Annotated in this window: 16 protein-coding genes and 2 tRNA genes; 8 read left to right on the forward strand and 10 right to left on the reverse strand. The window is 65.3% G+C overall.

The genetic code is table 11. The features are described 5' to 3' along the window. On the forward strand, positions 1 to 553 hold a 553-nt coding region (locus tag TBU01S_RS01300; RefSeq protein WP_068634838.1), incomplete at its 5' end, for an OmpA family protein. Between the two features lie 152 nt (positions 554 to 705). After that, positions 706 to 1,407, forward strand: a complete 702-nt coding sequence (gene ubiG / locus TBU01S_RS01305) for a bifunctional 2-polyprenyl-6-hydroxyphenol methylase/3-demethylubiquinol 3-O-methyltransferase UbiG (protein ID WP_068635005.1) — start codon at positions 706 to 708, stop codon at positions 1,405 to 1,407. 28 nt (positions 1,408 to 1,435) lie between these two features. On the opposite strand, the gene TBU01S_RS01310 is transcribed toward ubiG, so the two are convergent. The 6 genes from TBU01S_RS01310 to TBU01S_RS01335 all read right to left on the reverse strand — a co-directional run bounded on the left by TBU01S_RS01310 (position 1,436) and on the right by TBU01S_RS01335 (position 9,436). Then, positions 1,436 to 2,446 (reverse strand): DUF475 domain-containing protein, encoded by a 1,011-nt coding sequence (locus TBU01S_RS01310; RefSeq protein WP_068634839.1) that lies wholly within the window; start codon positions 2,444 to 2,446, stop codon positions 1,436 to 1,438. Positions 2,447 to 2,589: 143 nt separating this feature from the next. Continuing rightward, positions 2,590 to 3,765 (reverse strand): lytic murein transglycosylase, encoded by a 1,176-nt coding sequence (locus TBU01S_RS01315; RefSeq protein ID WP_217999537.1) that lies wholly within the window; start codon positions 3,763 to 3,765, stop codon positions 2,590 to 2,592. A gap of 101 nt (positions 3,766 to 3,866) precedes the next feature. Beyond that, complete coding sequence (locus tag TBU01S_RS01320; RefSeq protein ID WP_068634841.1) at positions 3,867 to 5,924, reverse strand: M1 family metallopeptidase; 2,058 nt, start codon at positions 5,922 to 5,924, stop codon at positions 3,867 to 3,869. 5 nt (positions 5,925 to 5,929) lie between these two features. After that, positions 5,930 to 7,141, reverse strand: coding sequence for a ChaN family lipoprotein (locus tag TBU01S_RS01325; protein WP_068634842.1), 1,212 nt, complete (start codon positions 7,139 to 7,141; stop codon positions 5,930 to 5,932). Positions 7,142 to 7,203: 62 nt separating this feature from the next. Next, positions 7,204 to 7,971, reverse strand: a complete 768-nt coding sequence (ugpQ, locus tag TBU01S_RS01330; protein ID WP_068635006.1) for a glycerophosphodiester phosphodiesterase — start codon at positions 7,969 to 7,971, stop codon at positions 7,204 to 7,206. Positions 7,972 to 8,002: 31 nt separating this feature from the next. After that, entirely contained in the window at positions 8,003 to 9,436 is a 1,434-nt protein-coding gene (locus tag TBU01S_RS01335; RefSeq protein ID WP_068634843.1) for an NYN domain-containing protein, read from the reverse strand. A gap of 145 nt (positions 9,437 to 9,581) precedes the next feature. Here TBU01S_RS01335 and TBU01S_RS01340 point away from each other — a divergent pair, with 145 nt between their 5' ends. Both TBU01S_RS01340 and TBU01S_RS01345 read left to right on the forward strand, forming a co-directional pair. Continuing rightward, positions 9,582 to 10,109 (forward strand): superoxide dismutase family protein, encoded by a 528-nt coding sequence (locus TBU01S_RS01340; RefSeq protein ID WP_068634844.1) that lies wholly within the window; start codon positions 9,582 to 9,584, stop codon positions 10,107 to 10,109. A gap of 4 nt (positions 10,110 to 10,113) precedes the next feature. Then, positions 10,114 to 10,644: a hypothetical protein gene (locus TBU01S_RS01345; protein WP_068634845.1), complete on the forward strand. Its 531-nt coding sequence runs from the start codon at positions 10,114 to 10,116 to the stop codon at positions 10,642 to 10,644. 84 nt (positions 10,645 to 10,728) lie between these two features. Here TBU01S_RS01345 and TBU01S_RS01350 read toward each other — a convergent pair. Continuing rightward, positions 10,729 to 10,805 (reverse strand) — tRNA-Met (locus tag TBU01S_RS01350). A gap of 132 nt (positions 10,806 to 10,937) precedes the next feature. Continuing rightward, positions 10,938 to 11,013 (reverse strand) — tRNA-Thr (locus tag TBU01S_RS01355). A gap of 111 nt (positions 11,014 to 11,124) precedes the next feature. On the opposite strand from TBU01S_RS01355, the gene TBU01S_RS23665 reads away from it, so the two are divergent. After that, complete coding sequence (locus tag TBU01S_RS23665) at positions 11,125 to 11,286, forward strand: hypothetical protein (protein WP_157659067.1); 162 nt, start codon at positions 11,125 to 11,127, stop codon at positions 11,284 to 11,286. Positions 11,287 to 11,317: 31 nt separating this feature from the next. On the opposite strand, the gene TBU01S_RS01360 is transcribed toward TBU01S_RS23665, so the two are convergent. After that, positions 11,318 to 11,776, reverse strand: a complete 459-nt coding sequence (locus TBU01S_RS01360; protein ID WP_068634846.1) for a ProQ/FINO family protein — start codon at positions 11,774 to 11,776, stop codon at positions 11,318 to 11,320. A gap of 331 nt (positions 11,777 to 12,107) precedes the next feature. Between TBU01S_RS01360 and TBU01S_RS01365 the strand changes: the two genes are divergently transcribed. Further along, complete coding sequence (locus TBU01S_RS01365; RefSeq protein WP_068634847.1) at positions 12,108 to 13,913, forward strand: GGDEF domain-containing protein; 1,806 nt, start codon at positions 12,108 to 12,110, stop codon at positions 13,911 to 13,913. 104 nt (positions 13,914 to 14,017) lie between these two features. Here TBU01S_RS01365 and gstA read toward each other — a convergent pair whose 3' ends face one another. Continuing rightward, entirely contained in the window at positions 14,018 to 14,623 is a 606-nt protein-coding gene (gene gstA, locus TBU01S_RS01370) for a glutathione transferase GstA (protein ID WP_068634848.1), read from the reverse strand. A gap of 261 nt (positions 14,624 to 14,884) precedes the next feature. Between gstA and TBU01S_RS01375 the strand changes: the two genes are divergently transcribed. Both TBU01S_RS01375 and TBU01S_RS01380 read left to right on the forward strand, forming a co-directional pair. Beyond that, positions 14,885 to 15,745 (forward strand): MBL fold metallo-hydrolase, encoded by an 861-nt coding sequence (locus tag TBU01S_RS01375; protein WP_068634849.1) that lies wholly within the window; start codon positions 14,885 to 14,887, stop codon positions 15,743 to 15,745. 2 nt (positions 15,746 to 15,747) lie between these two features. Next, positions 15,748 to 17,517, forward strand: coding sequence for a SulP family inorganic anion transporter (locus TBU01S_RS01380; protein WP_068634850.1), 1,770 nt, complete (start codon positions 15,748 to 15,750; stop codon positions 17,515 to 17,517). The last annotated feature ends 113 nt before the right edge of the window (positions 17,518 to 17,630 follow it).

Here is a 17,630-nt window from a genome sequence, read left to right on the forward strand (position 1 = left end):
TGCCAACGGTCTGTGCTGGCGCACCGGCTACTGGTCGCCGGCCGCTGCCTCGACCGCCATGGCCGGCGAGTTCCCGGCTGGTTGCGAATGCGACAGCGACATCGTCGCCAAGGACAAGTGTGTCGCTCCGGTCGCCGCTGCCCCCGCCCCGGCTCCTGTTGCTCCGAAGCCCACCGCCGAAAAGGTCAAGCTGGCCGCCGACACCCTGTTCGACTTCGACAAGGCCACGCTGAAGCCGGAAGGCCGTGCCACCCTCGACGACCTGGCTGCCCAGGCCCAGCAACTGAAGCTGGAAGTCATCCTGGCCGTCGGCCACACCGACCGTCTGGGTTCGGACGCCTACAACCAGGCTCTGTCCGAGCGTCGCGCCGCCGCCGTCAAGACCTACCTGGTGTCGAAGGGCGTCGAAGCCAACCGCATCTACACCGAAGGCAAGGGCGAATCGCAGCCCGTCACCGGCAACAAGTGCGACAACATCCGCAACCGCAAGGCTCTGATCGAGTGCCTGCAGCCGGATCGCCGTGTGGACGTCGAAGTCATCGGCTCCAAGTAATCGCGGCTCCTGCCAATCGGATTTCCGATGCGCGAAAAGCCCTGCTTCGGCAGGGCTTTTTGTTTTGTGGCGCCTGTTTCCTGTAATCTGCCACTGGAATGTGCGGCCTTGCCGACGATACCGATCAACTCTGCAAGCTGTGACGAGAAATGATGAGTGCAATCAACGCCGACCCGAACGAAGTACAGAAATTCAGCGAGCTCGCCCACCGCTGGTGGGATCCGGCCTCCGAATTCAAACCCCTGCATGAAATCAATCCGCTGCGCCTGGGCTGGATCGACGGCAAGGCCGGCCTGGCGGGCAAGACGGTGCTCGACGTCGGCTGCGGCGGCGGCATCCTGGCTGAAGGCATGGCCTCACTCGGCGCCAGGGTCACCGGTATCGATCTGTCGGAAAAGGCCCTCAGCGTCGCACGCCTGCATCTGTTCGAAAGCGGCCACAGCGTCGACTACCGCTTGATCAGCGCCGAAGCATTCGCCGAGGAGAGCCCTGGCCATTTCGACGTCGTGACCTGCATGGAGATGCTCGAGCACGTGCCGGACCCCGCCAGCACCATCGCCGCCTGCGCCCGCCTGGTGAAGCCCGGCGGCCACGTCTTCTTCTCCACGATCAATCGCAACCCGAAGGCCTACGCCCTGGCGATCATCGGCGCCGAATATGTGCTGAACATGCTGCCGCGCGGTACGCACGAATACGAGAAGTTCATCAAACCCTCGGAACTCAGCCGCTACTGCCGCAATTCCGGCCTGGACACGGAGGAATTGACCGGCATGAGCTACAACCCGCTGACCAGGGTGTACTCACTGGGTCGCGACACCGACGTGAATTACCTGATGCATACCCGGCGCGGCTGAAGCCGTGCCAGGCCACGGGCCGCCGCGCTCAGGCGGCGGCTCGCCGGCCGCGCAGGGAGCTGAGGAAGGCCGCGCCGATCAGTACTGCGCCGACCAGGCCGGTGATCACTTCCGGGATGTGGACATGGACGCCGATGAACATCACCGCAGCCAGCGCACCGATCGCCCAGAACGCCCCATGCTCCAGGAAGCGGTAGGCATTCAAGGTTTCGCGATAGACCAGCATCAGCGTGAATGAGCGCACGAACATCGCACCCACGCCGAGACCTATCGCAATGATCGGCAGGCTGGTGGTCAGCGCAAAAGCACCGATCACGCCGTCGAAACTGAACGAAGCATCCAGCAGTTCCAGGTACATGAAGCCGGCGAAGCCGGTCTTCGCAGCAACCTTGCCGCCCTCCCCTTCCTCGCCACCGAGGATCGCGCCCAGGCCGTCGGCGACGATGTAGGTGATCAACCCCCAGATGCCGGCGACGACGAACTCCACGCGCTTGGTATCGTTGTCCAGCCAGGCCGCGCTGCCGAGGATCGCCAGCAGGGCCAGCAGGATCTGTGCCGCCTCCAGCCGGCCCAGCTTGGTCAGCGGCGCCTCCACCACACTCAGCCAGTGCAGATCCTTGTTGCTGTCGACGAAGAACTTCAGGAACACCATCGACAGGAAGGCGCCGCCGAAAGCCGCGATCTCGTGATGCGCGGACAGCAGGATGCGCGCGTATTCGGCCTCGTCGAACAGCGCCAGCCGGATCACCTCCACCGGCCCCATGTGCGCCACGATGCCGACGATGGCCAGCGGAAACACGATGCGCATGCCGAACACCGCGATCAGGATGCCCCACAGCAGGAAACGGCGGCGCCACTTCTCGTCCATGTGCTTGAGCACCGTGGCATTGACCACCGCGTTATCGAAAGACAGCGAAGTCTCGAGGATCGCCAGCACGATGACGATGAAGGCACCGGACCATCCCGCCAGCAGATAGCCGCCGACGATGCCGAGAATGGTCACGATGAAGGACCATTTGAAATACCCGAGATCTTGCATGTCACGCCTGGAGAGAATGGAGACGGCCTGTAAGGGCGCCGGTAAGGACGGCCAACGAAGCCCGCCCGAGGGGGCGAATTCTAGCGAAAATCGGTGATATCTGTCGCAGATTGGCCTGCGCCGGGCCCTGCACGCGGACCGTATCAGTTCAGCGCTGCCTCGCGCAGCACCTGCAGGATTCTCTGTCCGGCTCGCCCGTCCGCCTTCAAGCCGAGTTCGGCCTGCAGCAGCTTCAGCGCCTCACGCGTGCGGGCGCCGATCATGCCGTCCGGCTCGCCGATGTCGTGGCCGCGCGCGATCAGCAGTCGCTGCACTTCCCGTCGCTCGGCGCGAGACAGCCCGGCATCGTCGGTCGGCCAGGGCGTGCGGAAGGCTTCTCCGCCGCGCAGGCGGTCCGCTAGGTGGGCAATCGCCAGCGCGTAGCTTTCGGCCGCGTTGTACGAGTAGAGCGCATCGAAATTCCGCGTGACGAGGAATGCCGGCCCGCCGCTGCCCGCCGGCAGCAACAGCCCCGCGGGCGTGGAGCCGGCCGGCAAAGCGCCGCCATCGGCCAGCCTGATGCCGCGTGCGGCCCAGTCCGCCATCGGCTGCTTGTTGCGCCGCCCTGCAGCCGAGGTGTCGAAACGATCCGGCAGCACGACTTCGAAGCCCCACGGCAGATCGGCGCGCCAGCCTGCCCGCTTGAGGAAATTGGCCGTGGACGCCAGCGCGTCGGGCACGCTGTCGACCAGATCGCGGCGGCCATCACCATCGAAATCCACTGCCAACCGCATGAAGGTCGAGGGCATGAACTGCGTATGGCCGAACGCGCCGGCCCACGAGCCGGTCAGGCGTTCGGGCGCGACATGGCCTTCCTGGATGATCTTGAGCGTGGTGAAGAATTCGCCGCGGAAGAAGGCCTGGCGCCGACCGAAGCAGGACAGCGTGGACAGCGAGGTCAGCAAGGGACGGCTGCCGAAATTGCGGCCGAAATTGCTTTCCACACCCCAGACCGCGACCACGGTGGCGGGATCGACGGCGTATTGCGCCTCGACGCGGGCAAGCACGTCAGCCCATTGGGCCAGCATTTCACGCCCGTCGGCGACGCGCTCGGCATCGACCAGACCGGCCATGTAGTCCCAGATCGGGGTCACGAATTCCGGCTGGGCGTCGAGAAAACCGACCACGGCCATGTCGGGCATCAATTCAGCGGTATGGCGATCGAACGTCTCCGGCGACACGCCTACGGACGCAGCTTCGCCGCGCAACGTCTTCATGCAGCTGGAAAAACCCGCATCTGATGCGCCTGCAGGCAGCGCCAGGCCCGCCACGGCAAGCATCGCGAGCATGTGCCTGCATGCCCGGGAGAAACGGAGGGTTCGATGGGAGGCGTATCTGGTATTCATCCGCACGATTCTACGCTGCCTCCGCCGCAGGGCATTCATTGCCCGTCGACCGGCACCGCCCTGCCCGGCGCATCCCACACCCCGCGCTCCAGCACCCGGGCACCTTCGGCGATCACCCAGCTCTGCCCGCCATAGTGCGGCAGCGGCCGTTGCAGCGCCGCCAGTGCGCCGGCATCACGTGCCGACACGACAGCAAGTGCAGGGCCCGGAGAGGCCTGTACGGTCCATGCCACGGCACTGTGCTGCCGCTCGGCCAAGGCCGGCCGTGGCGGCAGGCCTGCGTCAGCCAGCAGGCGATCGACGGCCGCGTGCGTGCCGACCAGCAACACGGCATCAGCGCCTCCACGCAGAGCCTCCGGGCCGACAGTGCGCGCAGGACGTTCGAAGAAGCGCCTGGCCAGTCCCTTGCCTGCCTCCACCAACGCCGTATCGCCTTCGCCGGCGATGATCAGCCGGGGAGTCTCTGCCAGCATCCACTGGCGCAGGATGGGCGGCAGCTGTCCGTCGTCCGGCCTGCGCCAGACCCTCAATTCCGGATCCAGTCGCACCGTCTGCGGCGCCTGGTCCACCGCCAGCTCGAACGTCTGCCGCAGCTGCGACAGGCTCACCCAGCGCGTCTGCACCGCCTGGCCGTTCTCCAGTTGCAGGGGGAGATGGAGCACATGTGCGGGTCTGCTCTGCTGCAGCTCGACTTTCAACAGCCCGCCTTTTCCTTCCGCGCCGGCGATGAAGCGAGCCTGTTCGATGCTCACTCGCGCACCACCCGCAAGCCGCAGCCACTGCTGGAAGAAAGCATCCAGATCGCGCCCCGAGGCCTGTTCGAAAGCCACCTTCAGCTCCACCCAGCCGGCGATGCGGAAACGATTCTGCGCCCAGAAGCTGCGGATGCCGTGCGCGAATGCCTCTTCACCGATCAGGTCACGCAGCATCACGAACACCATCGCCGCCTTGCCGTAGCCCACTGCCGCCGCAGCACCGTGGGTACGCGAACGAAACTCGGCCAGCGGCTGGTGGGCATCGGCAGGCAGGGCGGCGAAATCACGCAACCAGCCCAGGCGCATATCACGTGCCGCCGCCACCGATTGCTCTTCCTTGTAGGCGTAGTCGGCCATGAAGGTGGTCAGGCCTTCCGACCAGTTGCCGCTGCGGTAATCGACCAGCACACCGTTGCCCCACCAGTTGTGCAATACCTCATGGCCGAGCGAGGTGGCACGGATGAAAGGCAGGCGCAGAACCTGCTCCCCCAAGTAGGTCAGCGTCGGCATGCCGAAGCCGGTCGGCAGCGGAGAGGCGACGACCGAGAACTCGGTGAACGGGTAAGCGCCGATGCTGCCGCTGTAGCGTTCGATGTAGCGCGCACTGTCGGCCAGATAGGCTTCGGCCAGGCCGGCTTCGGCATCCAGCGCCGCAGGAAAGTAAGTGCGCAACCGCAAGCCTTCCCCATCGTCGCGCGCCACGATGCGTTCGCGCACGATCCACGGCCCTGCCATCAGGTCGATGCCGTCCGTCACCCGGGAGAATTCGAAGCGTGCCCGGTAATGCCCTTCTTCGCCATCCGGCACTTGCTCTGCCAGCAACCGCCCGGGCACGATCACCCGCTGGCCGGCCGGAACACGCACATCGACGCGATAGCCGAACACCTCGGCCGGGCGCGGATACCAGGCGCCCCCTGCCGGCAAATAGCTGCCCGCCGCCGAGGCCATCGGCGGCATGCCTTGCAGCACGCCGCGATGGTCGAGTCCGGCATCGAGCGCCGGCAGGACGCCGCCATAGCGCAGACGCAGCACACCCCGCTCAGGCAGGCGTATGCGCCAGTTGCGTACCTCACCCCGCCTGCCAAGCGCTTCGACGCGCAGCGCCTGTCCATCCACCATGGCCGAATCGATGCCCAGGCTGGCATGCAGGGCAAAGCGGAAATCCCGCTGCTGCGGCCGCAGCGCTGCCTCGACCAGCAGCTCGCGGCTCGCCGGGTCGAGCTGGACCTCCAGTTCGATCGGCCATTCGCCAGCGGATACCGGACGGGCAAGGACGACGGCGGCAAGCACGACCAGGATCGGCACACGCCAGCCCCACAAGCGCGCTGCACGAAACATCGGGATCAGCTCCCGGACGGGAAACGCACGATGAGCTCGAGCGTCTCGTCAGCGCGTATCAGCTTGATCGGCAACCAGGTTCCGGGAGGCTGGGCCCGGACCAGGCTGGCCAACGCTGCCGAGCGCTTCAGCGGTGCACCGGCGGCCTCGACGATCACGTCACCGGCGCGCAGGCCAGTGCGCGCCGCCAGGCTGCCTTCGCTCACCTGGGCGATCCGCACGCCTTTCTGGTGCTCTTCCAGGCTGACGCCCAGCCGAGGCGGCGGCGCGGGCGAACGCGCGATCTCCTGAATCGCGAACACGGCATCGGCCAGGCCGGCAACGAGTTCCGTGCACGGCGTAGCCGCTGACATCGGCAACAGCAGGCCGACCTCCGCCACGCCGAGATCCTTCAATTGATGGGCCACGCCATGGCCGAAGCGCACATGCCCGCTGCCCATGATGCCGACCATCAGCGGCGGCGGCCCGTCGATTCGCGTTGCCGCACCGCGCGCCGCAGCCAGCGCCTCGGCCATCGCGCGGTCCCAGACAAGCTGGGAGTCGATGAAATTGCGGAAGGCCTCATCTTCACGCGATGCCCTCTTGTCGTCGCCGGCACGCATTCGCGCATGCTGGAGATGCACGTCGAACAGAATGTCTACATAGGCAGCAGAAGGCGCCGCCGCACGGCCCACGCCGCCGCGCTCGGCATCCGGCACCCCACTCCAGCCAGCTCTGGCAACCTTCCGGATCAGGCTCTGGTCGATGTTCAGGGCAAGCATCGGCACCTTGTTGAGGCGGGCAAAATGGAATAGCGACAGATAAAGCTCGGCCGGCATGCTCCAGACTTCGGTCCATTCGACCTGCTCGAGAAACTGCGACTCGGACAGCTCCCCCGCCACCCAGCGATCGAGCACCGGCTGCACACGGCGCGGAAACATCTCGAAGCCGATCTGCAGGTCCGGACGGCGCGCATGCAGGGCTGCGAGGGTCTGCAACTGCCAGCGGTGATGATCCGCATCGTCGTGCTGCTCGCCGAGCAACACGACATCGCGCCCGGCCATCGCGTCGAGCACGGCCGGGGGCTCGGCCCCCGTTCGCGGTCCATCGCTGCCGACCATGGTCCAGCGCCCTGCTTCGAGGCAGATCGTCCTGTCATCGGCAGCCAGGGTCGTGGCCGATGGCAGCAGGCAGGCCAGCGCCAGCAGAATGGAGGGAGCAATGCATGAATGGCGCATGAGGCAAGCCTTTGCAAAGAGGCAATGAGTGCGTAGAGCCTGCTTCCTGCAGCGAGTTCCGGTCAAGCGGCGTGAATGCCGGGGCCGAAGCGGTCGACGCAGTCGGTGATCAACCCCTGCAGGCCGAGTTGCAGCAGGCGTTGAACCTCGGCCTCGTCGTTGACGGTGTAGCTCAGCAGAGCCAGACCTGCCGCACGAATCTGCTCCACGAACAGCGGCGTGACGTACTCATGCCCCGCCACCAGCGCGACGCAGCCTTGCTCCTGCGCAAGCCGCAGACAGTCGGGGAAAGGGCTGCCGACCAGCAGCGCGCGTGGCAGGGAAGACGCGCCGGCACGAGCGCCTTGCAGTGCCTCGAGCCGGAACGAGCTGAGCAAGGGCGGCAGTCTGCCGCGCCACTCGCGCTCAAGCATGCGGGCGACGACACGCCCTGTTTGGTACTCGGTGCCCGGTGACGGCTTCAGCTCGACGTTCAAGGCGCAATCCTCGACCCGGCAGAAGCGGATCAGGGACTGCAGGCCGGGCAGCCGCTCGCCCCGGAACTGCGCCGAATGCCAGCCGCCGGCATCGAGCCGCGACAGCTCATCCCAATCGAGCACTGCCGCCGGCCCATGTCCATCCGTCGTGCGGTCGAGCGTGTCGTCATGGAGCAGAAATGGAATGCCGTCGGCACTCAGGCGGACGTCGCACTCGAACATCCGATAGCCGCAGGCATGCCCCAGGCGAAAGGCTGCCAAAGTGTTTTCCGGCGCCAGCCGGCCTGCGCCGCGATGCGCAATCCAGCGTGGATAAGGCCAATGGGCGGGGTCGATGGCAGCGGTCGGGGGCACGGTCGGCACCGAATCCAGGGAATGTCGTCTCTCAGCCTTCGTCGCCCGTTTCGCTCGCCGCGGGCTTGCGGGTCCTGCGGCGGGCAGCGGGTTTCCTGGCCGGCGGCGCAGCGTCGGCTTCGCTGTGCCCATGTGCGGCGGCGGGCGTATCTGCCGGCTCCGGCAACGCAGCCTGCGGCTGGACAGCGTGCTGGACGGCCTCGGTACCGACCTTCACCTCCTCCTCGGCCGAACGCCCTTCAGCCTTGCGTCCACGCGAGCCCGAACGGCCGCGGGCATTGCCCTGCTTCGCCGGGCGCCTCGCTGCCGGCTCATCCTCTGCGGGGGCGCCGTCGTCCTGAACGGGTTCGGCAGGCCTGGCTGGCGCAGGTTCGGCCACTGGCAATTCACTTGCCACTGCCGGCACGGCATCGACCTGCGCCGTGTCCTCGGCGGTCTTGGCCCGTCGCGCAGTCGAAGTCCGGCTCCGCCCCGTCTTGCCGGCAGTTGCGCTACGGCCGGTTTTCTCCGGCTTGTCCTTGCCTGCGACATCAGTTCCCTGCGCTTCAGCCACGGCAGCGGATTCAAGTTCGGTATCCGCATCCGTTACGAGGGCCGGGCCATCGCTCGACGGAGCGGCCTCCTCTGCTGTGCCTGTCTGTGCCACAGCGCTCGGCCGCTGGACATAGGCGCCCGATTTCTCGTCGCGCCCGACGACCAGCAGGCCGCGCGCCTGGGCCTCCTCGAGCAGATTGCCGAAAGCACGAAAGCCGAAATAGCTCTCGTTGAAATCCGGCTTGCGCCGCTTGATCGCCTCCTTGAGCATCGATGCCCAGATCTTGCCGCTGTCGCCACGCTCCGCCATCAGCGCATCGAACGTCTCCACCGCGATCTCGATCGCCTGGCCGCGACGGCTTTCCAGTTCCTCCCTGCGCCGTTTTTCCTCTTCAGGCGAGCGCTTCGCCGACGGCTGCGCATCGCGCGTGTCGCGCCGTGCCGAGCGCTGGCCGTCACGCACCAGATCGTCGTAGAAGATGAATTCGTCGCAATTGGCGATGAGCAGATCGGACGTGGACTGTTTGACGCCGACACCGATCACCTGCTTGGCGTTCTCGCGCAGCTTGGACACCAGCGGAGAAAAGTCCGAATCGCCGCTGATGATGACGAAAGTGTCGACATGCGACTTGGTGTAGCACAGGTCCAGCGCATCGACGACGAGGCGAATGTCGGCCGAGTTCTTGCCCGACTGGCGCACATGCGGAATCTCGATCAGCTCGAAGTTGGCCTCGTGCATCGCCGACTTGAAGCTCTTGTAGCGATCCCAGTCGCAATAGGCCTTCTTCACCACGATGCTGCCTTTCAGCAGCAGGCGTTCGAGCACGCGCTTGATGTCGAACTTCTCGTAGTTTGCGTCCCGCACGCCAAGCGCCACGTTCTCGAAATCGCAAAAAAGCGCCATGCTGATACTGTCGGCGGTAGACGCCATGATCGTTTCTCCGTGGATGTTCGGCGCGATGTTACGGCCAAGCGCCAGGCTGCGCCAGCCATCGCAAGCCGAGGGTGCATGCCTTTGACACGTCCGGAATCGTGTCTATCATGACGCTTCACTCAACAACCGTGAGAGATTCGTCATGTCCTTCTCCCGCCTCGTCGTCGCATGCGCAATCGCCAGCGCAGCCACTGCCGCCACCGCGGCCGAGCAGGCCTCCGCCAGCATCATCAATCGTCAGGGGCAGACCATGGGCACCGCAACGCTGATCGAAGGGCCGCACGGCGTGCTGATCCACCTCACCGCCCAAGGCCTGCCTCCCGGGCCGAAAGGCATCCACATCCACAGCGTCGGCACCTGCGACGACCCCGATCAAGGCTTCGTGGCCTCCAAGGCCCACCTGAACCCGGACGGCAAGAAGCACGGCCTGATGAATCCGGAAGGTCCCGACGCCGGCGACCTGCCCAACATCTTCGTGCATGCCGACGGCACCGTCGAAGTGGAGCTCTACACCTCGCTCGCCAGCCTCGGCGGCCAGGGCGGGCGCGCGACGATTCTCGACGACGATGGCGCTGCACTGGTCATCCACGAAAACCGTGACGACCACGCCGCCCAACCCATCGGCGGCGCCGGTGCACGACTGTTCTGCGGCGTCATCAAGGCAGACTGATTCCGTGCGCTTTCCCGGCAGTGCCCTCGCAACGATCCTGCTGGCCGCACTGCCGGCTGCCTGCGGCTCACCCGCACAGGACCTGCAGCCGAGTGCCGACGGCGTGGGTCCGCTCACGCTCGGTGCAAATCTGGAAAAATCCGCCATGCAGGCGAGGCAGCTCGATCCGGGCGCGCTCCCCGTCGCCCCCGGCTGCGATGGCCGCGACGAGTTCGCCATGCGCATCCGTCCGCTGGACGCCACAGTCATGGCCATGGCCGATGCCGAAGGCCAGATCGAGGAAATCGTCGTTCAGCCCGGCTCGGGGCCCGGGCTGCGCACCACCAGCGGCGACGCCTGCTTTCGCCAGGCAGAGGCATTCGCCAGCAAGTTCAGCAACGAGCTTGGGCACCATGCCACAGGCAGTCAGATCCAGAAGGCAACCACGATCGAGCACACCCTGAACTTTCCAGGCGGCCAGCGCGTGCAGGCTCGGTGGTTTCGTGGCGGCGGAAACTGCGACTTCGCGCTGTACATCACTCGCGGCACGGGCTGATCACACCAGGGCCACCGAACACGCTTCCTCGCCGCAAAAGCAAGACAGGCCGATCAGCTTTCGCTGTCGGCCTGTCTCTAGATTTGGTTGCGGGGGCAGGATTTGAACCTGCGACCTTCGGGTTATGAGCCCGACGAGCTGCCAGACTGCTCCACCCCGCGTCGGAGAAACAGAACTATAAACGGTCGATACGAAGAATGCAAGTTTTTCTTGTCGCAGGAACTCGTCTTGGCGCAATTCATCTGCGATTTCCGAACCAGCCGCGCGCGCATGACGTATCCAGTAGGTGTTCTTGGTGCCGGCAATAGGAATCGAACCCACGACCTTCTGATTACAAATCAGCTGCTCTACCAACTGAGCTATGCCGGCACTGGGGGCGGATTATAGCGCAAGCACACACATGCGGCTGCACGTCATGCTTGCATCGTCTCATGTATAGATATACAGTTAATCAACTGGACATCCATACAGGAGACGATCATGCCAGAAACGCTGCTCACTCGCCTGCTGCTCGCTGTCGGCCTGCTGGCCGGCTTGATGCTGGGAACCGGAAATGTCGCAGCGGGCATCGCACTTACCGTGCTTGCCGGCACCGCAACCTGGTTGATCCGCTCACAGAAGCTGTTCCGGCCACACTGCTGACCGTGAGACGCAAAATTCGGCAGCCGGGCTTTCAGCGGCCGAACTTGCTTACCAGTTGCTGCAGCTTCTCGGTGCGTCGTTTCTCCGCAGCCTCGGCCTCGCGCTTTTCCTTCTGCTGCCGGGCCACTGCGGCAAAGCGTTCCTTTAGCGTCGTCGATGCGTGCGTGCGCTGCTCTTCGGTCACCTCTCCGGCGGGCTGCCCATCGAGATCGAAACGCTGTTGCGAACGCTCGACAGCCTTCAGATAGCGGGTCGAAGCGGTGTACATCCGCAATGCGGCACGCAGGCTCTTGCGATCGATGTCGGGCATGCGCTCGACGATGCTGGCATCGATCCTGAGCGCCAAAGGTTTGCAATCGCGAAAAGCCGGAAACGCCTCTTGCAGGCGCTGCAGCAAGGCGCGCGGCTCGATTCGCTGCCGTGGCGCGGCATTGCTCTCTGTTGCAGGGGCAGGCACATTGGCCGCGATGCTGTCTTTTTCGGTGCTCATGAAGGACGAGGACTCTTGCAGGCTGGGCGCTGTCGGTGGGGCCCAAGGATGGTCAAGCTTCGCATTCTACCCGTCCCGGCCGACTCGAAACACGGCGCGCGCGCCGCCATGCGAACCGAACGATCCGTACCTTCGCCCCTCAGTCCACTTCGCGACTGCCCGAACGTGCGCCGTGCCGCCCGCAGCCAGCCCACCGCAATGGGATTTGCCCCTGCAACTGCCCCCAGTACCGCCAGTGAAAACAAGCGCTTTACTCCACATGGATCATGCACTTCGCCACCTCAGGCTACCGATATAATCCAGCGCATCGAACTGGTCATCGGCATCCTCCATGAGCGCCCAGCGCAGCCCTTCCGAAGTCGCCCGCGAAACTCTCCGTCAGCTTGCGCTGCGCCGCATGACTCCGACTCCGGACAACTACAGCAAGCTCTACCATGAGATTGCCGGCACCCACGCCAACGACGTCACGATATCCAAGGATTTCCTGCACAAGCTGTCGTACCGGCTGCCCAGGGATACCCCCGAGCAGCAGAAAATCGTCCGCAAGTTCGACGAGGCTCTGAATGCGGCTGATCCGAAGATGGCGGAAGAAGCGCTGTGGCACTATCTGGACGGACTGAAGAGCATCGAAGCGCCCGCATGGAATGAGCTCATCGCCAGCCTGCTCCGTTCCTGGGAGGATCGCCAGCAGGGCTGGACCATCGCACGGAAACGCGAATCCCTCGATCGTGTCCTGGCCGCATCGGAACCCGCGACACTCTACGGCCGCCTGCAGGGCCTGCTGCGTGGCTGGAACCAGGCCCCACTCAACCTCGGACCCGCGCCAGAGCTTCCCGGCACGGCGGCAGATCCGGCGCCAGCGAAAGACATCACTGCCGTCACCACGAGCACCAAGCCAACTGCAGCCTTGCCGGCCGGACGCGGCCGTGATCTGATCGAAAACTTCCGCCAACTCCTCTCATCGACCCTCCGCGATGTCGTCCCATCCTTCCTGGGCGCGCATCCGGAGCTGGCGGATGAGGCTCAGCAGCTTGCCGATGATGTCGCCGCCACACTCGAAGCCGCACAGCTCGAGCAGATAGGCGCCCGCATCCGCCGCCTCGCCCATCGCCTCGAAATGACCACGGCCGATGATGCGGAAATCCGCGACGGGCTCCTCCAGCTGCTGCGCTTGCTGCTTCGCAACATCGACGATCTGGTGCTGGACGACACCTGGCTGACGGGCCAGATCGAAATGTTGCGCGAGCTCATCGATGCTCCGCTCAACCCCCGCAGCATCGATGACGCCGAGCGCCGCCTCAAGGATCTGATCTACAAGCAGAGCCAGTTGAAACACAACCTCGTCGAAGCCCAGAACCATCTGCGCACGATGCTGGCCGGCTTCGTCGACCAGCTCGCGAGCTTTTCAGAGAGCACCAGCACCTACCACGATCGTATCGGCACCTGCGCCCAGCGCATCGCCCAGGCCAGGGACATCAATGCAATCGGGCAGGTGCTGGACGAAGTGATGCGCGAAACCCTCAGCATCCAGGACGAAGCCCGGCGCTCGCGCGATGAACTGATTGCAAGCCGCCAACAGGCGCGTGCGGCCGAAGAGCGCATCGCCACGCTGCAGCATGAACTCGACGAAGTCAGCCGCTTGATGCGGCACGACCAACTGACAGGCGTCCTGAACCGCCGCGGGCTGGGCGAGATGTTCGAGGCCGAGGCTGCCCGCACCCAGCGACGCGGCACGACACTCGCCCTTGCGCTGCTCGACATCGACAACTTCAAGAAGCTCAACGACGCCCATGGCCACGAGGTGGGAGACGAAGCCCTCATACACCTCACCCGCGTCGTGCGGCACCACTTGCGCCCACAGGATGTGCTGGCGCGTTACGGCGGTGAAGAGTTCGTGATCCTGCTGCCGGAAACCGGCAAGGCCGACGCCTACAACACGTTGACCCGGCTGCAGCGCGAGCTGACCCGCGAGTTTTTCATGACCGACCATCAGAAGATCGTCATCACTTTCAGCGCAGGCGTGACACCGGTGAATGCCGGCGAATCCATGCAGCCCGCCTTGAACCGGGCCGACAAGGCCATGTATCAGGCCAAGCAGGCCGGGCGCAACCGCGTCATCATCGCCGAGCCGAACTGATCCGGAAGGGCCTCCTTCGCCCGATCGTCTTTACGTGAATACGGATGGCGGCAGCGCACCACGGCGTTTCCCCGGTGCGCTGCCACTCACGAAAGCGGCGCAGCTCAGGCCAGCCCTTCTGCCTTCAGCGCCGCCTGCACGGCCGGCCGCGCTGCGACCCGTGCCTGGAACGCCGTCAGATTGGCGAAACGGGACAGATCGAACTGGATGAACCCCATCCAGCCCAGCACCGTGAACAGATAGGCGTCGGCGACGCTGAAATCCTCGCCCATCAAATACGCCTTGCCCGCCAGTTCCTTGTCGACATATCCCAGCCGGCGCTCGAGGTTCGCTTGCGCCTCAGCCCGCCAGGCATCCCCGGAGGCCGGATTGAAGAATGGACTGCAGGACTTGTGCAACTCGGTGCCGATGAAGGTCAGCCACGACTGCAACTGATAGCGCGCCAGGCTGCCGTTGGCGGGCGCCAGCTTCTTCTCGGGCGCAAGGTCGGCCAGGTACTGCACGATCGCCGGCCCCTCGGTCAGCACTTCACCGCCGTCCAGTACCAGTGCAGGCACATAGCCCTTGGGATTGACCCGGGTGAAGTCCGCACCACCCGCCGTCACCTTCGTCTGGAGATCGACGGCTTCCGTCTCATACGACAGATCGAGCTCTTCGAGAACGATGTGCGGCGACAGCGAGCAGGCGCCCGGCTTGTAATAAAGCTTCATGGCAAGCACTCCGTGGGGTGGAAAAAGCGCAGTATGCCGCAGGCCTGCGGCACTGCCCACTCGTGGCCGCCATCGGCAACTCCGATTGGACCTAAGCATAAGTTTTTGCTTATATTTATGCTTTCGAATCGTCCCTGCCCTGCTTTCCTGATGCGCTTCCATCCGCTCGGTCTTCTGCTCTCAGCATCCCTCGCCGATACCGCGCCGGCACGGGAAATCGGCACCGGCATCCGCAACTGAACGGATACGAGGATCCTCCACGTGCAACGCGCCAGAATCCAGTCCTTTTTCGACCCGGCCACTTTCACCGTGACCCACGTCGTTTCCGACCCGGCCACGCACCGGGCCGCGATCATCGACAGCGTGCTGGACTACGACCCCAAGTCCGGCCGTGCCTCGCATGCTTCCTCCGACGCGGTGGTCGCCCATGTGCGCCAGGCTGGGTTGACGGTCGACTGGCTACTGGAGACCCATGCCCACGCCGATCATCTGTCGGCCGCCCCCTACCTGAAGCAGCAACTGGGCGGCCGCATCGGCATCGGCGCCCACATCCGTCAGGTGCAGGGCGTGTTCAAGGCCGTCTTCAACGCCAAGGACATGAATACCGACGGCACCGAATTCGACCACCTGTTCGAGAATGGCGAGCATTTCCGCATCGGCGGCCTCGACGCCACGGTGATGCACACGCCCGGACACACCCCCGCCTGCCTGACCTACGTCGTCGGCGAGGACGCCTTCGTCGGCGACACCTTGTTCATGCCCGACTACGGCACCGCGCGCTGCGACTTCCCGGGCGGCGATGCGGCCACGCTGTTCCGCTCGATCCGCAAAGTGCTGGCGCTGCCGCCCGAGACTCGCCTGCACCTGTGCCACGACTACCCGCCCGAAGGCCGCGCACCTGCCTGGGAAACGACGGTCGCCGAACAGCGCAGCAGCAACATCCACGTCCATGACGGTGTCACCGAAGCGGAATTCGTCGCCATGCGCAGCGCCCGCGACCGGACCCTCGCCATGCCGACGCTGATCCTGCCGTCCATCCAGGTCAACGGGCGCGCCGGCAATCTTCCGCCCGCCGAGGACAACGGCGTTCGCTACCTCAAGATTCCGCTCGACCTGCTGTGAGCATGCCGCCGCCGCCCGTCCCCACCACCGCACGGAGCCCATCCTTCGCCCGCCGCTGGGCCGAGTACCACCGCACGGCGCTGACGGACGACCTGCTCGCCGCCGTCATCGTCACCATCTTATTGGTTCCGCAGAGCCTGGCCTATGCCATTCTCGCCGGCCTGCCCCCCGTGGTGGGCGTGATGGCCAGCCTGCTGCCGGCCCTGGCGTATGCCGCTTTCGGTTCCAGCACGACCCTGGCCGTGGGGCCGGTGGCGGTGATCGCGATGATGACCGCCCAGTCCATCGGCGGCGTCGCCATCGACCACGGCATCACGCCCCATCTCGCAGCGCTGGTGCTGTCGCTGGAGATCGCCGCGATCTGCCTGATCGCCGCCCTGCTCCGGCTGGAAACCCTGGCCGCCCTGCTCGGCGCCCCGGTGCTGCACGGCTTCGTCACCGGCGCCTCGCTGCTGATCGCCCTGGGCCAGTTTCCCGCCTTGCTGGGCATACCGGTCAATGGCAGTACGGCCATCGAACTGGGCAGCGCCCTCGCCGCCAGCGACCGCGTGCAGCCTCACTTCGCCACCGCCGCCATCGGCCTGCTGGCGCTGCTGGCGCTGTGGAGCCTGCGCCGCAACGGCAGCCGCATGCTGCAGCGCCTGGGCCTCGAGCCTCGCACCGCACAGCTGCTGGCCCGCGCCGCGCCCATCCTGATCGTGGCCGCAGCCATCGCCTGGATCGTCGGCTTTCCCGGGCTGAACCAGGGCGTCGCCCTGTCGGGCCGGATCAGCCTCGGCGACGGCCTCGTCTTCCCGTGGATATGGGAAGCCCCGCTCGCGGCCTGGTTCGATCTGCTCGCCCCGGCAACGGTGCTGGCGCTGGTGGCCTACGTCGAAAGCCTGGCCGTGGCAGAAGCGCTCGCCGCGCGGCGCGGCGAAAAGATCTCGCCGCGCCGCGAACTCTTCGGCCTCGCCGCCGCCAACGCCGCCGCCGCCGCCTCGGGCGGCATGCCGGTCACCGGCGGCTTCTCGCGCAGCATCGTCAACTTCGACGCCAACGCCCGCACGCGCATGGCAGGCGTGTGGACCGCCATCCTGCTTGCGCTCGCCATCGTCCTGATCGGCGACATGCTGCAATACCTGCCGCGTGCGGTGCTGGCAGCCACCATCATCATTGCCGTGCTGTCGATGATCGATCTCGCCCCCTTCCTGCTGGCATGGCGCTATTCCCGCACCGAACTCACACTGATGGCAGTGGTGACGGCGCTGACACTTTTCGTCGGCATCGAAGAGGCCCTGCTGATCGGCGTGATCTCCTCCATCGGCCTGCTGCTGCAACGCACCGCCCGCCCGCACTGGACGGAAGTGGGACGGCTCGCCGGCACCACGATATTCCGCAACGTGAATCGCTTCGAGGTCGAGACACTGCCTCAGGTGTTGTCGATCCGGGTCGATGAAAGCCTGCTCTTCACCAATTCGCGCTGGATTTCGGAAACGCTCACGTCCGCGCTGCGCCAGCGCCCACAGCTTCGGCACGTCGTGCTGATGATGAGCGGCGTCAACGGCATCGACCTCACCGGGCTCGAAGTGCTGATGCAGCTCGACCGCGAACTGCGCGCCAAAGGCATCCAGCTGCACCTATCCGAGCTGAAGGGCCCGTTGCGCGACGCCCTGGACCGGACCGAAGCCTCCGACTGGCTGTCAGGACAGATCTTCATGACCCAGGACGCAGCCTTCAACACGCTCGCTGCTGAAATCGCCCAGCAAGACGCCGGCAAGAACAAGTCCTGAACCCGGCAATGCTTTGTGACACAAGTCACATAACCATGATCGGATCGCGGATATGTGAGCAAACACTAATATGATTGGTCGGACATAGACATGAACAGCGCTGTTTGCGCTGA

This window comes from Thauera butanivorans NBRC 103042 (assembly GCF_001591165.1).
Classification (GTDB): Bacteria; Pseudomonadota; Gammaproteobacteria; order Burkholderiales; family Rhodocyclaceae; genus Thauera; species Thauera butanivorans.

What these genes read in the sequence shown, in the direction of transcription:
- TBU01S_RS01340 (WP_068634844.1), top strand. Translation starts at nt 9,582, where the DNA reads ATGTCCTTCTCCCGCCTCGTCGTCGCATGCGCAATCGCCAGCGCAGCC.
- TBU01S_RS01365 (WP_068634847.1), top strand. Translation starts at nt 12,108, where the DNA reads ATGAGCGCCCAGCGCAGCCCTTCCGAAGTCGCCCGCGAAACTCTCCGT.
- TBU01S_RS01310 (WP_068634839.1), bottom strand. Translation starts at nt 2,446, where the DNA reads ATGCAAGATCTCGGGTATTTCAAATGGTCCTTCATCGTGACCATTCTC.
- TBU01S_RS01325 (WP_068634842.1), bottom strand. Translation starts at nt 7,141, where the DNA reads ATGCGCCATTCATGCATTGCTCCCTCCATTCTGCTGGCGCTGGCCTGC.
- TBU01S_RS01360 (WP_068634846.1), bottom strand. Translation starts at nt 11,776, where the DNA reads ATGAGCACCGAAAAAGACAGCATCGCGGCCAATGTGCCTGCCCCTGCA.
- TBU01S_RS01335 (WP_068634843.1), bottom strand. Translation starts at nt 9,436, where the DNA reads ATGGCGTCTACCGCCGACAGTATCAGCATGGCGCTTTTTTGCGATTTC.
- gstA (WP_068634848.1), bottom strand. Translation starts at nt 14,623, where the DNA reads ATGAAGCTTTATTACAAGCCGGGCGCCTGCTCGCTGTCGCCGCACATC.
- TBU01S_RS23665 (WP_157659067.1), top strand. Translation starts at nt 11,125, where the DNA reads ATGCCAGAAACGCTGCTCACTCGCCTGCTGCTCGCTGTCGGCCTGCTG.
- TBU01S_RS01380 (WP_068634850.1), top strand. Translation starts at nt 15,748, where the DNA reads ATGCCGCCGCCGCCCGTCCCCACCACCGCACGGAGCCCATCCTTCGCC.
- TBU01S_RS01315 (WP_217999537.1), bottom strand. Translation starts at nt 3,765, where the DNA reads ATGCTTGCCGTGGCGGGCCTGGCGCTGCCTGCAGGCGCATCAGATGCG.
- ubiG (WP_068635005.1), top strand. Translation starts at nt 706, where the DNA reads ATGAGTGCAATCAACGCCGACCCGAACGAAGTACAGAAATTCAGCGAG.
- TBU01S_RS01320 (WP_068634841.1), bottom strand. Translation starts at nt 5,924, where the DNA reads ATGTTTCGTGCAGCGCGCTTGTGGGGCTGGCGTGTGCCGATCCTGGTC.